Source organism: Klebsiella africana, assembly GCF_020526085.1.
In the GTDB taxonomy this organism is placed as follows: Bacteria; Pseudomonadota; Gammaproteobacteria; order Enterobacterales; family Enterobacteriaceae; genus Klebsiella; species Klebsiella africana.
Window position 1 is genome coordinate 5,085,018 of sequence record NZ_CP084874.1, and the last position, 16,562, is coordinate 5,101,579.

Genomic DNA, 16,562 nt, shown 5'->3' on the forward strand with positions numbered 1-16,562 from the left:
CCTTCACGTTATTCGGAATGATGTGACATTTTTTCTTGTTCACGGCGATACCAGTAATACGCGCCTTTCGAGATCATTCTAAGCTGCAGTACCAACCGTTCTTCCAGCTGTCGGCGCTGCTCAGGGCCGACATCCAGCGCTTCCGCGCCAGCGCTAAAAACGATGGTCACCATAGCTTCAGCCTGCGCTTCGGTAAAGGCGCGCGGCATATGGTTTTCGAGTTCTAAATAGTCGGCAAGTTCCGCAATAAAGTGCTGGATCTCGCGTGCGACGGCGGCGCGAAACGCCGCAGAGGTTCCCGAGCGCTCGCGCAGCAGCAGGCGGAAGGCGTTCGGGTTGTTACCGATAAATTCCATAAAGGTGGAGACCGAGGTGCGGATCACGCTGCCGCCTTTGGCAATCCGCTGGCGCGCCTGGCGCATCAGCTGGCGCAGCATCAGTCCGCTCTCATCGACCATCGTCAGGCCCAGCTCATCGACGTCGCGAAAATGACGATAAAAGGACGTCGGCGCGATCCCTGCTTCCCGCGCCACTTCACGCAAGCTCAGGCTGGCGAAACTCCGCTCAGCGCTAAGTTGGCTGAATGCCGCTTCCACCAGCGAACGGCGGGTTTTTTCTTTTTGTTGTGCTCTTACGCCCATCACGATGTATGAATCCTTCCAATAGCCCTGCTGGCACTATACCAGAGATTAAAACTAATCGGTTTGCCCTGGATTGTGAATGATTGTTTACGAGCCGTTTCTGCTTTTATGCTGCAAAAAAGCACAACGATAATTGGGTTAAAGCGCAGCGAATGTTATCATCGTGTTTATTTTATGTATAAAACAGGTGAGTAATGCCATGTCACACTCTTGGGATTATGATGCAATAGTGATTGGTTCCGGTCCTGGCGGGGAAGGCGCCGCCATGGGACTGGTGAAACAGGGAGCACGCGTTGCCGTCATCGAGCGCTACCATAATGTCGGCGGCGGTTGCACCCACTGGGGTACCATCCCGTCGAAAGCCCTCCGCCATGCCGTCAGCCGTATTATCGAGTTTAACCAAAACCCCCTCTACAGCGACCACTCCCGCCTTCTTCGCTCTTCTTTCGCCGACATCCTTAACCATGCCGACAGCGTCATCAACCAGCAGACTCATATGCGCCAGGGATTCTATGAGCGCAACCACTGTGAAATTCTGCAGGGCAATGCCCACTTCGTGGATGAGCATACCCTGGCGCTGGAGTGCCATGATGGCACGGTCGAAACAGTGACCGCGGAGAAATTCGTTATCGCCTGCGGATCTCGCCCCTACCATCCGGCGGATGTCGATTTCCACCACCCGCGCATCTATGACAGTGATTCGATTCTCAGCCTGCAGCATGAGCCGCGCCATGTGATCATTTACGGCGCCGGGGTGATCGGTTGTGAATATGCGTCGATCTTCCGCGGCATGGAGGTGAAAGTCGATCTGATCAACACCCGCGATCGTCTGCTGGCCTTCCTCGATCAGGAGATGTCAGACTCGCTCTCTTATCACTTCTGGAACAGCGGCGTGGTCATTCGCCATAACGAGGAGTATGAGAAAATTGAGGGGGTGGATGACGGGGTGATCATGCACCTGAAGTCCGGCAAAAAGCTGAAGGCCGATTGCCTGCTGTACGCCAACGGCCGCACCGGCAATACCGACACTCTGGCGCTGGAAAATATCGGTCTGCAGACCGACAGTCGCGGTCAGCTGAAGGTTAACAGCATGTACCAGACCGCCCTCCCGCACATCTATGCGGTTGGCGATGTCATCGGCTATCCAAGCCTGGCTTCTGCCGCTTACGATCAAGGACGCATCGCCGCCCAGGCGCTGGTAAAAGGCGAAGCCTCAGCGCATCTGATTGAAGATATCCCGACCGGGATTTACACCATTCCGGAAATCAGCTCCGTCGGGAAAACCGAGCAACAGCTGACGGCGATGAAAGTGCCATATGAGGTGGGCCGCGCCCAGTTTAAACACCTGGCGCGGGCGCAAATCGTCGGTATGAGCGTTGGTACGCTGAAGATCCTGTTCCATCGGGAAACCAAGGAGATCCTTGGCATTCACTGCTTTGGCGAGCGCGCGGCCGAAATTATTCATATCGGCCAGGCGATCATGGAGCAGAAAGGCGGTGGCAACACCATTGAGTACTTCGTCAACACCACCTTTAACTACCCGACCATGGCGGAAGCGTACCGGGTCGCCGCGCTGAACGGCTTAAACCGCCTGTTTTAACGCCTTGTCGAAATGGCCATCCATCGTACCGCGGATGGCCTCCGCCAGATGTTCATAGCGGCTGCGCAGCGGTGAGCCCGGACGATAAACCAGACCGATGGTGCGTCTTGGCTCTGGCTTAATGCACGGCAGGTAGACCACGCCATCGCGTTTCCTTTCCTGTGGCACCGCCAGCGCCGGCAGCAGGGTAATACCGCTGCCTGCCGCCACCATATTGCGCAGCGTTTCCAGGCTGGTCGCGCGGAAGTGGGTATCCTCATCCGCCCCCGCTTCAAAGCAGAAGCCCATCGCCTGATCGCGCAGGCAGTGGCCATCCTCCAGCATCAGCAGCTTTTCACCGGCCAGATCCGACATCGGCACCCGGTCGCGGTTCGCCCACGGATGATCTTCATAGATAGCCAGCATCATCGGCTCATCGAACAGCGGCACCTCGATAAAGGCCTCGCTCTCTTTGACCAGCGCCAGGATGGCGCAGTCGAGCTTACCGCTGTCGAGCTGAGCCAGCAGCTGATGGGTCTGCGCTTCGTGCAGATACATTTCCAGCTTCGGGAAGGTTTGATGCAGCATCGGAATGATGTGCGGTAGCAGGTACGGGCCAATTGTCGGGATCAGGCCGATATGCAGCGGCCCGGACATGGTTTCCCCTTGTTGGCTTGCCATCTCCTTGAGCACTTTTACTTCGCGTAACACGGTACGCGCCTGATCCACCAGCAACAGCCCCGCCTGGGTAAACAGAACCTTACGGCTGGTGCGCTCCAGCAGCATGACGCCAAGCTCATCCTCCAGCTTGCGGATCTGTCCGCTGAGCGTCGGTTGGCTCACATGGCATGAGTCAGCCGCCCGCCGAAAGTGGCGGTGTTCGGCGAGCGCTACCAGGTATTCAAGATCGCGAATATTCATTATTCATCCTCCATCGCCACGATAGTCCATGGCGATAGATAGCATAGCAACGAACGATTATCCCTATCAAGTTTTCTGTTCAATAATACGCCCATAAAGACGGTCAACCTGTGAAAACCACTGGCCCGTCACACTGTTTCTCTACCCGAACAACTAAAGCCAACGTGAACTTTTGCGGACCTTGCGTCCGCTTTTTTTTGCATAAAAAACCCGGCGTCGCTGGGCTCGGCCGGGTTCGGGAAGGGGATGCCAGAAGATTAGCTCAAGCGAGCCTTCGCCTCGTTGATAGCCTGCGCTACCTGCTGCGGCGAGACGCCGCCTTTCGCTGCGCGTTTCTCGAGGCAGGACTGCAGGGACAGAATCGGGTACACATCGTCTGCAATAACCGGACTAAATTTCTGCAGATCGGCCAGGGCCAGCGCTTCCAGCGGTTTCCCTTGCGCAATGGCTTCCACCACCGCCTCACCAACAATATGGTGCGCCTCGCGGAACGGAACGCCTTTCGCCACCAGATAATCCGCCAGCTCAGTGGCATTGGCATAGCCCTGCTGCGCCGCTTCCGCACAGCGCGGACGTTTTACCTGAATGCCGTCCAGCACCAGGGCCGCCATATGCAGGCAGTCGAGCCAGGTATCCAGGGCGTCGAAAAGCCCCTCTTTATCTTCCTGCATGTCTTTGTTGTAGGCCAGCGGCAGGCCTTTCAGGGTCATCATCATGCCGGTCAGCGCACCCTGCACGCGGCCGCATTTGCCACGAATTAATTCCAGCGCGTCCGGGTTTTTCTTCTGCGGCATCAGCGAGGAGCCGGAGGTCACGCGATCAGAAAGCTCGACGAAGTTCGCCTCGCCGGAGTTGAAGAAAATCAGATCTTCCGCAAAGCGCGACAGATGTACCATGCCGATAGACGCATGGGAAAGCAGCTCCAGCACATGGTCGCGATCGGAAACGCTGTCGAGGCTGTTGCGGGTGGCAGAGGCAAAGCCCAGCCAGCCGGCCAGCTGCTCGCGGTCGATTTCATACGCCGTCCCCGCCAGCGCGCCGCAGCCCAGCGGGCTGACGTCGAGGCGCTTCAGCGCGTCCTGCAGACGGCTTTCGTCGCGCGCCAGCATTTCCACGTAGGCCAGACACCAGTGCGCGAACGTCACCGGCTGGGCGCGCTGCAGGTGGGTGTACCCCGGCATCACCGCGTCCTGATTCTGCTGGGCGGTCTCCACCAGCGCGCTCTGCAGCTGGCGATTGGCCGACAGCAGTTCGACAATGGTATCTTTACACCACAGTTTAAGATCGGTGGCGACCTGGTCGTTACGGCTGCGGCCGGTATGCAGTTTCTTGCCCAGCTGGCCCACTTTATCGATCAGTTTACCTTCCACCCAGCTGTGAATATCTTCGGCATCGCTGGCGAGAATTTGCTGCGGATTAGCGCGCACCTCTTCCAGCAGCACGTTCAGCGCCTCTTCCAGCTGCTGCTGTTCAGCGGCACTCAGAACGCCGACCGTTACCAGCGCTTTCGACCAGGCGACAGAGCCAACGATATCCTGCTCCGCCAGACGATAGTCGAAGCGCAACGAGTCGTTGAACTGTTTGAACCGTTGATCTGCTGCCTGTGTAAAACGCCCGCCCCAAAGTGCCATAACTTGCTTCCTTTATTCGTTAGTTCTGCCGGCGGCGTTGTGCCTCCCGGCCTACAGTCTGTAAGCCCGGCAGACAACGCGCCGCCGGGCATGAAATCTTAAGCCAGAATACGTGTGCCGATCGGCGTGCCGTTAAATAACGCCGGTAGCTGCTCGGCGTGACGCCAGGAGGCGATATCGACCGGACGGCCCAGGGCACGTGCGGCGTCGAGGGCCGCATTCACTTTCACAATCATGCCGTCGGTGATAATCCCCTGCTCGATCAGCTGTTCCGCTTTCTCGGCGGTCATCTCGGCAATACGCTGCCCTTTACCATCGAGGATACCGCTAACGTCAGACAACAGGATAAGATCCGCCCCCAGGGTGGCAGCCAGCGCCGTCGCCGCCTGGTCAGCATTGACGTTCATCAGCTGGCCCTCGTCGGTCACCCCGATAGAGCTCACCACCGGCAGGTAACCGCCGGCCAGCAAGGTATTGATCAGCGTCGGGGAGCCCGGCTGCGCCAGCCCGACATGGCCCAGCTCAGCATCCAGCTGCGTCACCTTCACGCTATCGCCATCGCCGAGGAACAGGCCGACAGAGGCCAGACCGTGCTTTTTCGCCCACGCCAGCAGCGTCTTGTTGGCGGTACCCGCCAGCGCGCCGGTGATGATGTCTATTTGCTCAGCCGGCGTAACGCGCAGACCATTTTTCTTCTGTACCGGCAGGTTAAGCTGTTTCATCAGCTCATCCACCACGCAGCCGCCGCCATGGACGATAATCAGCGGACGCTGATGCGCTTCACGGTAGTTAACCAGTGCGGTAAACAGGCGCTCCAGCGCTTCTTCGCTATCGAGTAAAACGCCGCCGAGTTTGATAATTAATGGGTTCATCATCACACCTTAAATAAGAGACTGCGTCTCAGCGAAGCCGAAACGAATATTCGCGCACTGCACCGCCTGCGCTGCGGCGCCTTTCAGCAGGTTATCTTCAGCCGCGACGACGATAAGATGGTCGTCCTGCACGGCAAAACCGATATCACAGAATGGCAGACCCTCGACGCTTTTCAATGCGGGTACGCCTTTATCATATAAACGTACCAGCGGTTTATCGGCGTAAGCCTGCTGGTAAACCGCCGCGATCTGCGCATGGCCAACGCCCGGCTTCAGGCGGCAGGTAATGGTTTCCAGGATGCCACGCTTAAAATTACCCAAGTGCGGGGTAAAAATTACCTTTGCCCCGAGGTGGCTGGCAATCTCCGGCTGATGGCGATGGTTAAATATGCCGTACGGCTGCAAGCTAACTTCACAGAAGCTGTTGCCGATCGCGGCCTTACGACCCGCGCCGCTCACCCCGCTGGTAGCGTTGATTACCGGCCACTGGTTCAGATCCAGCAGACTGGCATCAATCAGCGGCTTCAGCGACAGCTGCGCCGCCGTCGGGTAGCAGCCTGGCACTGCGATTAACTGCGCGTCTTTAAGCGCATCCGCGCTCCACTCCGCCAGACCATACACCGCCTGTTTGAGCAGGTCGGGATGCTGATGAGTGAAACCGTAATATTTTTCGTAGAACGCCCCATCGTTAACGCGGAAGGCACCGGAGAGATCGAACACCACGCAGCCGGCAGCAAGGAACTGCGGCGCCAGATCGTGACTCACTTCGTGCGCGGTGGCGAGAAACACCACGTCCACGCCAGCGCTGAATTCGCTGATATCGGACATCGGCTGCAGCGGCATATCGACAATGCCTTTGAGCTGCGGATGCAGGTCGGAAATTAATTTTCCCGCATCATTGCTTTGCGCGGAGACCGTTAAAGCGGTTATGTTCATATGCGGATGACGATTGATATAGGTCACCAGCTCTGCGCCGGCATAACCACTGGCACCCACAATCAGCGTATTTAACATTGGAAGCGCATCTCCTTACATTCGATGGGTTTTCTTACGCTCAACGATATTGTATTTTTATTCACAATAAATGCATGAATATTGATACTATCACGACCCAAGGTGTGTCAACAATGAAAAACAATTTACCGCCCTTTATCGAGATTTACCGCGCGTTGATCGCCACACCGTCCATCAGCGCGACCGAAGAGGCTCTCGATCAAAGCAATGAGTCTTTAATCAATTTGCTGGCAGGCTGGTTCCGCGATCTCGGCTTCAATGTTGAGGTACAGCCGGTGCCGGATACGCGCCATAAATTCAACCTGCTGGCCAGCACCGGACACGGCGCCGGCGGCCTGCTGCTCGCCGGGCATACCGATACCGTGCCGTTCGATGATGGCCGCTGGACGCGCGACCCGTTCACCCTCACCGAACACGATAACAAGCTCTACGGCCTCGGCACGGCCGATATGAAAGGCTTCTTCGCCTTTATTCTCGACGCCCTGCGCGATGTCGACGTCACCACACTAAAAAAGCCGCTGTATATTTTGGCCACCGCCGACGAAGAGACCAGCATGGCCGGCGCGCGCTATTTTGCCGAAACCACCCGGCTGCGCCCGGACTGTGCCATCATCGGCGAGCCCACCTCCCTGCAGCCGATCCGCGCCCACAAAGGCCATATGTCCAACGCGATCCGTATTCAGGGCCAGTCCGGCCACTCCAGCGATCCGGCGCGCGGGATCAACGCCATTGAGCTGATGCACGACGCCATCGGCCGCATTATGCAGCTGCGCGATCTGCTAAAGGAGCGCTACCACTTCGAGGCGTTTACGGTCCCTTACCCAACCCTCAACCTGGGCGCTATCCATGGCGGCGATGCCTCAAACCGTATCTGCGCCTGCTGTGAACTGCATATGGATATCCGCCCGCTGCCGGGGATGACCCTTAACGATCTTAATGGTCTGTTGGGCGAGGCGCTGGCCCCGGTCAGCGAACGCTGGCCGGGCCGCCTGACGGTCTCAGAGCTGCATCCGCCGATCCCTGGCTACGAGTGCCCGCCGGACCATAAGCTGGTGCAGGTGGTTGAGAAACTGCTTGGCGCCCAGACCGATGTGGTGAACTACTGCACCGAAGCGCCGTTTATCCAGACGCTGTGTCCGACGCTGGTGCTCGGCCCGGGATCCATCAATCAGGCCCATCAGCCTGACGAGTATCTGGAGACGCGCTTTATCAAGCCGACCCGGGAGCTGATTAGCCAGGTGGTCCACCACTTCTGCTGGCACTAAAATCGCCCTCTTTTTCCGCCCCGCTCTCCCGGGGCGGAACGGTGACGATCGTCACATTTCCATAAGCGATGCTTATCCAGCGACCCCTGAATTAAATTTCGCAAATTACGGCGATTTACTCGTTTGCTGAAGCGATTTCGCAGTAATTGACGTGGGGGTATTTACGTGGCTTTATAAAAGACGGGTTGCTTATCCGTTGCTCACGTTCCAGCGCAGCGGATATAACAAAATAAAATGAGATGGGGTGTCTGGGGTAACATGAACGAACAATATTCCGCATTGCGTAGTAATGTCAGTATGCTCGGCAAGGTGCTGGGCGATACCATCAAGGATGCATTGGGAGAAAATATTCTTGATCGTGTCGAAACTATCCGTAAGTTGTCCAAATCTTCACGCGCCGGCAACGAAGCTAACCGCCAGGAGCTGCTGACCACGCTGCAGAATTTGTCTAACGACGAACTGCTGCCGGTGGCCCGTGCCTTCAGCCAGTTTCTGAATCTGGCCAACACCGCTGAGCAGTACCACAGCATTTCGGCCAATGGCGAAGCGGCCAGCAATCCGGAAGTCATTGCGCGTACCCTGAGAAAGCTCAAAGACCAACCCAATCTCAACGAAGAGACCATCAAACAAGCGGTGGAATCTCTGTCTCTGGAGCTGGTGTTGACCGCCCACCCGACCGAGATCACCCGCCGGACGCTAATCCATAAAATGGTGGAAGTGAACAACTGCCTTAAGCAGTTGGACAACAAAGATATCGCTGACTACGAGCACCATCAGCTGATGCGCCGTCTGCGCCAGCTGATCGCCCAGTCGTGGCATACCGATGAAATTCGTAAGCACCGCCCTTCCCCGGTCGATGAAGCCAAATGGGGTTTCGCGGTGGTGGAAAACAGCCTGTGGGAGGGGGTGCCTAACTATCTGCGCGAGCTGAACGAACAGCTGGAAGCCAACCTTGGCTACCAGCTGCCGGTGGACTTTGTCCCGGTGCGTTTCACCTCGTGGATGGGCGGCGACCGCGACGGCAACCCGAACGTGACCGCCGATATCACCCGCCACGTGCTGCTGCTCAGCCGCTGGAAAGCGACCGACCTGTTCCTCAAAGACGTGCAGGTGCTGATCTCCGAGCTGTCGATGGTGGAGTGTACCGACGAATTGCGCGCCCTGGCCGGCGCCGAGGGCGCTCAGGAACCGTACCGTTACCTGATGAAAAAACTGCGCGCTCAGCTGATGGAGACCCAGGCCTGGCTGGAAGCGCGTCTGAAAGGTCAGAAGCTGCCGAAACCGGCCGGACTGATCACGCAGAACGAGCAGCTGTGGGAGCCGCTGTACGCCTGCTATAAATCGCTGCAGGCCTGCGGCATGGGCATTATCGCCAACGGCGAGCTGCTCGACACCCTGCGCCGCGTGAAGTCTTTCGGCGTACCGCTGGTGCGTATTGATATCCGTCAGGAAAGCACCCGCCACACCGAAGCGCTGGGTGAAATGACCCGTTACCTCGGGATCGGCGATTACGAAAGCTGGTCAGAAGCCGACAAACAGGCTTTCCTGATCCGTGAACTGAATTCCAAACGTCCGCTGCTGCCGCGCCAGTGGGAGCCCAGCGAAGAGACGCGCGAAGTTCTCGACACCTGCAAGGTGATCGCCGAGGCGCCGCGCGGATCGATCGCCGCCTACGTGATCTCGATGGCGAAAACGCCGTCCGATGTGCTGGCGGTTCATCTCCTGCTGAAAGAGGCCGGGATTGGCTTTGCTCTGCCGGTGGCCCCGCTGTTCGAAACGCTGGACGACCTGAACAACGCCAACGACGTCATGACCCAGCTGCTGAATATCGATTGGTACCGCGGCTTTATCCAGGGCAAGCAGATGGTCATGATCGGCTACTCAGACTCCGCCAAAGATGCTGGTGTGATGGCCGCCTCCTGGGCGCAGTATCAGGCGCAGGACGCGCTGATCAAAACCTGTGAAAAAGCCGGTATCGAACTGACGCTGTTCCATGGTCGCGGCGGCTCTATCGGCCGCGGCGGCGCGCCAGCCCACGCGGCGCTGCTCTCGCAGCCGCCGGGAAGCCTGAAAGGCGGCCTGCGCGTCACCGAGCAGGGCGAGATGATCCGCTTTAAGTACGGCCTGCCGGAAGTGACCATCAGCAGCCTGTCGCTGTATACCAGCGCCATTCTGGAAGCCAACCTGCTGCCGCCGCCGGAGCCGAAAGCCGAATGGCGCGATATCATGGCTGAGCTGTCCGACGTCTCCTGCAAGATGTATCGCGGCTACGTGCGGGAAAACAAAGATTTCGTGCCTTACTTCCGTTCCGCGACCCCGGAGCAGGAGCTGGGCAAACTGCCGCTGGGTTCGCGTCCGGCAAAACGTCGCCCAACCGGCGGCGTCGAGTCGCTGCGCGCCATTCCGTGGATCTTCGCCTGGACCCAGAACCGCCTGATGCTACCAGCCTGGCTGGGCGCTGGCGCTGCGCTGCAGAAGGTAGTCGAAGGTGGAAAACAGAGTGAACTGGAAGCCATGTGTCGCGACTGGCCGTTCTTCTCTACTCGCCTTGGTATGCTGGAGATGGTTTACTCGAAGGCCGACCTGTGGCTGGCGGAGTACTACGATCAGCGCCTGGTGAAACCAGAGCTGTGGGCGCTGGGTACCGAGCTGCGTAAGCTGCTGGCTGCCGATATCAACGTCGTGCTGGCCATCGCCAACGACTCCCATCTGATGGCAGACCTGCCGTGGATCGCCGAGTCTATCCAGCTGCGTAATATCTATACCGACCCGCTGAACGTCCTGCAGGCGGAACTGCTGCACCGTTCACGCCAGGCTGAAGAAGAGGGTAAGGACCCGGATCCGCGCGTTGAACAAGCGCTGATGGTCACCATCGCCGGCGTTGCCGCCGGGATGCGTAACACCGGCTAATCTATCACCCCCGGCCGCCCGGCCGGGGGATTTTTCACCCATTCTAGTGGTGCAGCATCTCATCAACGATCTGCTCTTTATGCAGCGCATAGGGATAATAGGTCGGCCAGTTATCCATCTCTTTCAGCAACGCCTCCTGTGATTCATTGCCCATGAAAATATGGAAATGCTGCGATTTACGCGGGCCAATGATATGGTCGCTGAATTGCACAAATTTCGGCGCATTGGCATCGCCCTGCTGGCACTCGAACAGATAACGCACGCCCTTCTTGCCGGAGGCGTAATGCAGAATTTTGTAGCCTGAATAGCGGTATTTGCAGCTATTAACGGTCTGGCCAACGTGGAACTCAATGACGTCATCTTCAATGCCAATCTGCTCCACATCGGTGGCGTAGCCCTTCTTATAATAGGCACGATACTCCTCCACGCTCTTGCCGCCGGGCTTTTTCGCCTTCTGCTCCAGCACCGGATCGAGATCGCCGTTGAGCAGATACGGGTTCACCGACTGCCAGACGCCCTCCCAGTCGCTCAGCGCGCGGTCCTGCACATCTTTATCCGCAAAAATACCTTCGCTGGCCTGACGCTCGACTTCGGTTAACGCCGGTCCATGGCTATGGTTGCCGTGGGCGAACGCCTGGGCGCTGGCTAACGCCATGCCGAATCCCAAGGCCAGTAGGGGGATCTTTCTGGTCATTACTCTCTCCTGAGTTTGATATCAATGGCGACAAATTGTTACGATATAACATATCTTCACTGAGAAGCAAGAGCGACAGACTGGCGCTTTTACCGCTGGAATAATGTTCGGTATGATGAAAGAGGTGATGCGCTGAACGGAAGAATGATGGACAACGATATCAATCAGCTTATTGATTCATTGCTAAAAAAGCAGAATGGCATCGGCCGGGTTCATTTTACCGGCGAGGTGCGCTCGCCTGCTGAGCCGGTGGTGCAAGTGGATTTTCCCCGTCTGAATATCCTCCTCGATGGGCAGTTGCGCGACCAGGCGCTCGGCGATAACGCCCCTCCCCTCGACGCCAACGACGTGCTCTATATTCCTGGCGATAGCTGGAACTGCCCGCAGTGGCAAGCGCCCTGCCTGCTGTTAAGCATCCTGTTCGATAAGCAGCAGCTGGAGTGCTCGCTGCAGCACTGGAATGGCAAGGCGATAACCGTTGTCGAAAAGCGGCAGGCGCTGCGCCGCGGGCCGCGTGTCGGCTCATTTCTGCTGCAGGCGCTCAATGAGCTCCGGATGCAACCGCAGGAGCAGCGAACTGCCCGCAGCATCGTCGTCAGCCTGCTGAGCCACTGCCATGATCTTCTCGGCAGCCAGGCACAAACTTCCTCGCGCAGCCAGGCGCTGTTTGAAGCGATCCGCCAATATATGGACATCCATTATGCGGAACCGCTGAGCCGGGAATCGGTGGCCCAGGCGTTCTACCTCTCTCCCAACTATCTTTCTCATTTATTCCAGAAATGTGGGCCAATGGGCTTCAATGAATATCTGAACCATATTCGTCTCGAACAAGCCCGTATGCTGCTGAAGGGCCACGACATGAAAGTGAAGGATATCGCCCACGCCTGCGGCTTCGCCGACAGCAATTACTTCTGCCGGCTGTTTCGCAAAACCACAGAGCGCTCACCGTCTGAGTATCGCCGTCAATATCACAGCCAGCTGACGGAAAAATCATCCCCGGCCAAAAACTAGATTTTTGTGTGTTAAACCTGACTTTTGTGCGCGCTAAAGTTTCCTCCCATCCCAGGCATCGTCGATAAATGTGATCTAAATCATCCTTACTCGTGATGCGTACATTTATCCAGTTTTTGGCAAATTTGTCATCTGGTGATCCTTCGAACGAAAGCCGTATGCTTACCTCAACGACAGAACCGAATTAAGTATTGAGGAAAACATTATGGAACTCTATCTGGATACCGCCAACGTCGCCGAAGTGGAACGCCTGGCCCGCATCTACCCGCTGGCCGGGGTAACGACCAACCCGAGCATTATCGCCGCCGGTAAAACCCCGGTCTGGGATGTACTGCCGCGCCTGCAAAAAGCCGTTGGTCCAGAGGGCACCCTCTTCGCGCAAACCATGAGCCGCGACGCGCAGGGTATGGTGGAAGAGGCCAAACGCCTGAGCAACGCCGTGCCGGGCATCGTGGTTAAAATCCCGGTCACCGCCGAAGGGCTCGCCGCTATCAAACTGCTGAAGAAAGAAGGCATTCCAACGCTGGGTACCGCCGTCTACAGCGCCTCGCAAGGCCTGCTGGCCGCGCTGGCCGGAGCAAAATACGTCGCACCTTATGTTAACCGCGTCGACGCCCAGGGCGGGGATGGCATCCGCATGGTGCAGGAGCTGCAATCTCTACTGGAAATGCATGCGCCCGAGAGCAAAGTTCTGGCGGCAAGCTTCAAAACGCCGCGCCAGGCGCTGGATTGTCTGCTGGCTGGCTGCGAAGCAATCACCCTTCCACTAGATGTAGCGCAACAAATGCTCGGCACCCCTGCGGTAGAGTCAGCCATAGAGAAGTTTGAACAGGACTGGAATAACGCCTTTGGCACGCTGAACCTGTAACCGGATCCGCGCGCCGCCTGCGGGCGGCGTCACGGTCATCGAGGAGGAATCGAAATGGATCGCATTATTCAATCACCAGGCAAATATATCCAGGGCGCAGGCGCCATCAAGCGCCTCGGCGACTATCTGAAACCGCTGGCCGAACGCTGGCTGGTGGTCGGTGATAAGTTCGTACTGGGGTTTGCGGAAGAGATGCTGCGTAAAAGCCTGGCCGACGCCGGCCTGGCGGCGGAAATCGCGCCGTTCGGCGGTGAGTGTTCGCATAATGAAATCAACCGTCTGCGCGATATCGCCGGCAGTGCGAAGTGCACCGCCGTGCTGGGGATCGGCGGTGGTAAAACGCTGGATACCGCGAAAGCGTTGGCCCACTTTATGAATGTGCCGGTGGCGATCGCCCCCACCATCGCCTCCACCGATGCGCCGTGCAGCGCGCTGTCGGTGATTTACACCGACGAAGGGGAGTTCGACAGCTACCTGATGCTGCCGCACAACCCCAACATGGTCATTGTCGATACGCAGATTGTTGCCGGCGCACCGGCCCGCCTGCTGGCTGCCGGGATTGGCGATGCGCTGGCCACCTGGTTCGAAGCCCGCGCCTGCTCCCGTAGCGGCGCCACCACCATGGCGGGCGGGAAATGCACTCAGGCGGCGCTGGCGCTGGCCGAGCTGTGCTACAACACCTTACTCGAAGAGGGTGAAAAAGCGATGCTGGCCGCCGAACAGCACGTGGTCACCCCGGCGCTGGAGCGAGTGGTGGAAGCCAACACCTACCTGAGCGGCGTCGGCTTTGAAAGCGGCGGTCTGGCGGCGGCGCACGCGATTCATAACGGCATGACGGCCATCCCTGACGCCCACCACTATTATCACGGGGAAAAAGTGGCGTTCGGTACCCTGACGCAGCTAGTGCTGGAAAATGCGCCGGTGGACGAAATAGAGACCGTCGCCGCGCTGTGCCACAGCGTTGGGCTGCCGATCACCCTGGCGCAGCTGGATATCAAAGGTGATATCCCGACCAAAATGCGCCTGGTGGCGGAAGCCGCCTGCGCTGAAGGCGAAACCATTCACAATATGCCGGGCGGCGTTGATTCCGACCAGGTCTACGCCGCGCTGCTGGTGGCCGACCAGTACGGTCAGCGCTTCCTGCAGGAATGGGAATAAACCAGAGCAAAACACCCGGCGTCAGTCGGGTGTTTTTTATGCATCTCTGCGGGCCGGAACAGGCTATGCCCCTCGTCTCTTGATACTGATCATCGCCAACGCCAGTACTATCAACGCAATGCCACAACCTTCCACCTTTCCTGGATTTTCATGTAGTAGCCACCAGGAAAATAGCACGCCACAGACCGGTACGGCCAGCGTACTCAGACCGGCTATACTTGCCGGTAAATTACGCAGTACAAAAAGCCACAGACTCCAGGCCAGCGCCGTTGCCAGGATCGCGCTGTAAGCCAGGGCCCAGAAAACGGGGGGCTGCCAGTCTACCGCCCGTTGCGGGACGAGCCAGGCCACTACGCTCATTACTACGGCGGCATATAGCATCTGCCATGTCGTTAGCGCCAGCAAATCAACCTGCGGATACCGGGTATACATACGCTTCGCGACGATCGCACCTGCCCCCCAGCTCACGCCGGAGAGGATCGCCAGCAAGGCGCTTTTCAGGGAAGTAAAGTCGAGTTGCCACGGCTGAAGTACAAGTATCAGGCCCACGCAGGCCACCCCGATGGCGATATACTGCCATCGCCGCATGCGCTCACCTAAGAATAACGCGGCCATCACCACTACCCAGAATGGCATGGTATAACTCAGGATCGCCACTTTACCGGCGCCACCGCTCATTAGCGCCCACTGTGCCAGACCGACCATGCCACAGGTTTGCAATAACGCGATTGCCAGGGTGTAGCCGAAAGGCGTCGGCTTGAGCGCTTTACCGCGGATCAACATCACTATCCATAGCACTACGGCGCCAAAAATACAGCGCAGCGCCGTGAAGTCAAAAGCGCCGATATAGCTCGTCACTTGCTTCATCGCGATCCAGCTAAAGCTCCAGATCAGCGTTAATAACACCAACCCGCCAAACGCCAGTGGATCGCTCTGCCTTGCCATTACCATAACCCATCCCTGTCAATTATCAGGCTGGCACTATACGCGCTTTATCTTCTGCTCACCCCTGACCTGTATCAGCGTTTTGGGCAAAAAAAAAGCGATGGCGAATACCGGCTTCGCCATCGCACTAAACGTTAATGAAAACTCAGGCCGGGCGTACGCCCAGCGTATGGCAGATGGCGTAGCTCATCTCAGCGCGGTTCAGGGTGTAGAAGTGGAAATCCTTGACCCCTTCCCGGCTTAAGATCTTCACCATATCCATGGCGATATTCGCCCCCACCAGTTGACGGGTTTCGGCGTCGTTATCCAGCCCTTCGAACATTTTTGACATCCACACCGGGATACGGACGTTGGTCATATCCGCAAACTTTTTCGCCTGTTTAAAGTTGGAGACCGGCAGGATTCCGGGAATGATTTCCACGTCGATGCCCGCCGAGACGCAGCGATCGCGAAAACGCAGGTAGCTTTCCACATCGAAGAAGAACTGGGTGATCGCGCGGTTGGCCCCTGCTTCTACTTTGCGTTTCAGGTTCAGTAAATCCGCCTGTGCGCTTTTCGCTTCCGGATGTACTTCCGGATACGCGGCGACAGAGATATCAAAATCGCCCACCTCTTTCAGCAGCGTCACCAGATCGGCGGCATACATATCCGGTTTACCGCTGCCCGGCGGCAGGTCGCCGCGCAGGGCGACGATATGGCGAATACCGTTGTTCCAGTAATCCTGAGCGATAGTGCGCAGCTCATCGCGGCTGGCATCGATACAGGTCAGGTGCGGCGCTGCTTCCAGACCAGTTCGTTCTTTAATGCCTTTGATGATGCTGTGGGTGCGATCGCGCTCGCCAGAGTTCGCGCCATAGGTTACCGAAACAAACTTCGGTTTCAGACTGCTCAGGCGATCGATGGATTTCCACAGGGTTTGCTCCATTTCACTGGTGCGCGGCGGAAAGAATTCAAAAGACACATTAATCTGGCCCTGGACTTCCGCCAGGCTCTGATTCAGGGCTTCCCGCTGATTGGCGTGAAAAAAGCTCATACCTTACCTCATCAATCGCA

General features: G+C 57.6%; 13 protein-coding genes and 1 pseudogene. 6 read left to right on the forward strand and 8 right to left on the reverse strand.

What is annotated here, in order from left to right; all coding sequences use genetic code 11:
* Window positions 1-8 precede the first annotated feature (8 nt).
* A complete protein-coding gene (gene fabR / locus LGL98_RS24415; protein ID WP_004151856.1) occupies window positions 9-644 on the reverse strand; it encodes an HTH-type transcriptional repressor FabR in 636 nt (211 codons plus the stop codon).
* Between the two features lie 196 nt (window positions 645-840).
* On the opposite strand from fabR, the gene sthA reads away from it, so the two are divergent.
* Complete coding sequence (sthA, locus tag LGL98_RS24420; protein WP_002883016.1) at window positions 841-2,241, forward strand: Si-specific NAD(P)(+) transhydrogenase; 1,401 nt, start codon at window positions 841-843, stop codon at window positions 2,239-2,241.
* Here sthA and oxyR read toward each other — a convergent pair.
* From oxyR to argC, 4 genes are all read right to left on the reverse strand, one after another.
* The gene (oxyR, locus tag LGL98_RS24425; protein WP_002883015.1) at window positions 2,224-3,141 is read right to left on the reverse strand and encodes a DNA-binding transcriptional regulator OxyR; all 918 of its coding nucleotides are present in this window, start codon (window positions 3,139-3,141) and stop codon (window positions 2,224-2,226) included. The two genes, sthA and oxyR, sit on opposite strands and share 18 nt — an antisense overlap.
* Window positions 3,142-3,398: 257 nt before the next feature.
* Window positions 3,399-4,772, reverse strand: a complete 1,374-nt coding sequence (argH, locus tag LGL98_RS24430) for an argininosuccinate lyase (RefSeq protein WP_136031348.1) — start codon at window positions 4,770-4,772, stop codon at window positions 3,399-3,401.
* A gap of 98 nt (window positions 4,773-4,870) precedes the next feature.
* The gene (gene argB, locus LGL98_RS24435; RefSeq protein WP_085955164.1) at window positions 4,871-5,647 is read right to left on the reverse strand and encodes an acetylglutamate kinase; all 777 of its coding nucleotides are present in this window, start codon (window positions 5,645-5,647) and stop codon (window positions 4,871-4,873) included.
* A 6-nt stretch (window positions 5,648-5,653) separates the two neighbouring features.
* Window positions 5,654-6,658, reverse strand: coding sequence for an N-acetyl-gamma-glutamyl-phosphate reductase (argC, locus tag LGL98_RS24440; RefSeq protein WP_136031346.1), 1,005 nt, complete (start codon window positions 6,656-6,658; stop codon window positions 5,654-5,656).
* 113 nt (window positions 6,659-6,771) lie between these two features.
* Between argC and argE the strand changes: the two genes are divergently transcribed.
* Together argE and ppc are read left to right on the forward strand one after the other, a co-directional pair.
* Window positions 6,772-7,923, forward strand: coding sequence for an acetylornithine deacetylase (argE, locus tag LGL98_RS24445; RefSeq protein ID WP_136031344.1), 1,152 nt, complete (start codon window positions 6,772-6,774; stop codon window positions 7,921-7,923).
* A gap of 258 nt (window positions 7,924-8,181) precedes the next feature.
* A complete protein-coding gene (ppc, locus tag LGL98_RS24450; RefSeq protein WP_136031342.1) occupies window positions 8,182-10,833 on the forward strand; it encodes a phosphoenolpyruvate carboxylase in 2,652 nt (883 codons plus the stop codon).
* Window positions 10,834-10,876: 43 nt separating this feature from the next.
* On the opposite strand, the gene zinT is transcribed toward ppc, so the two are convergent.
* Window positions 10,877-11,527 carry a metal-binding protein ZinT gene (zinT, locus tag LGL98_RS24455; RefSeq protein WP_004187297.1) on the reverse strand — a complete coding sequence of 217 codons (651 nt, stop codon included), beginning with the start codon at window positions 11,525-11,527 and terminating at the stop codon, window positions 10,877-10,879.
* A gap of 24 nt (window positions 11,528-11,551) precedes the next feature.
* Here zinT and LGL98_RS24460 point away from each other — a divergent pair.
* From LGL98_RS24460 to gldA, 3 genes and pseudogenes are all read left to right on the forward strand, one after another.
* Window positions 11,552-12,538, forward strand: a pseudogene (locus LGL98_RS24460) (AraC family transcriptional regulator).
* A gap of 205 nt (window positions 12,539-12,743) precedes the next feature.
* Window positions 12,744-13,406 carry a fructose-6-phosphate aldolase gene (gene fsa / locus LGL98_RS24465; RefSeq protein ID WP_136031340.1) on the forward strand — a complete coding sequence of 221 codons (663 nt, stop codon included), beginning with the start codon at window positions 12,744-12,746 and terminating at the stop codon, window positions 13,404-13,406.
* A 54-nt stretch (window positions 13,407-13,460) separates the two neighbouring features.
* Window positions 13,461-14,564, forward strand: a complete 1,104-nt coding sequence (gldA, locus tag LGL98_RS24470; protein WP_016162055.1) for a bifunctional L-1,2-propanediol dehydrogenase/glycerol dehydrogenase — start codon at window positions 13,461-13,463, stop codon at window positions 14,562-14,564.
* Between the two features lie 63 nt (window positions 14,565-14,627).
* Here gldA and LGL98_RS24475 read toward each other — a convergent pair whose 3' ends face one another.
* Together LGL98_RS24475 and metF are read right to left on the reverse strand one after the other, a co-directional pair.
* Complete coding sequence (locus LGL98_RS24475; RefSeq protein WP_168435283.1) at window positions 14,628-15,509, reverse strand: DMT family transporter; 882 nt, start codon at window positions 15,507-15,509, stop codon at window positions 14,628-14,630.
* 145 nt (window positions 15,510-15,654) lie between these two features.
* On the reverse strand, window positions 15,655-16,542 hold the full coding sequence (metF, locus tag LGL98_RS24480; RefSeq protein ID WP_002882952.1) for a methylenetetrahydrofolate reductase: 888 nt from the start codon (window positions 16,540-16,542) through the stop codon (window positions 15,655-15,657).
* Between the last annotated feature and the right edge of the window lie 20 nt (window positions 16,543-16,562).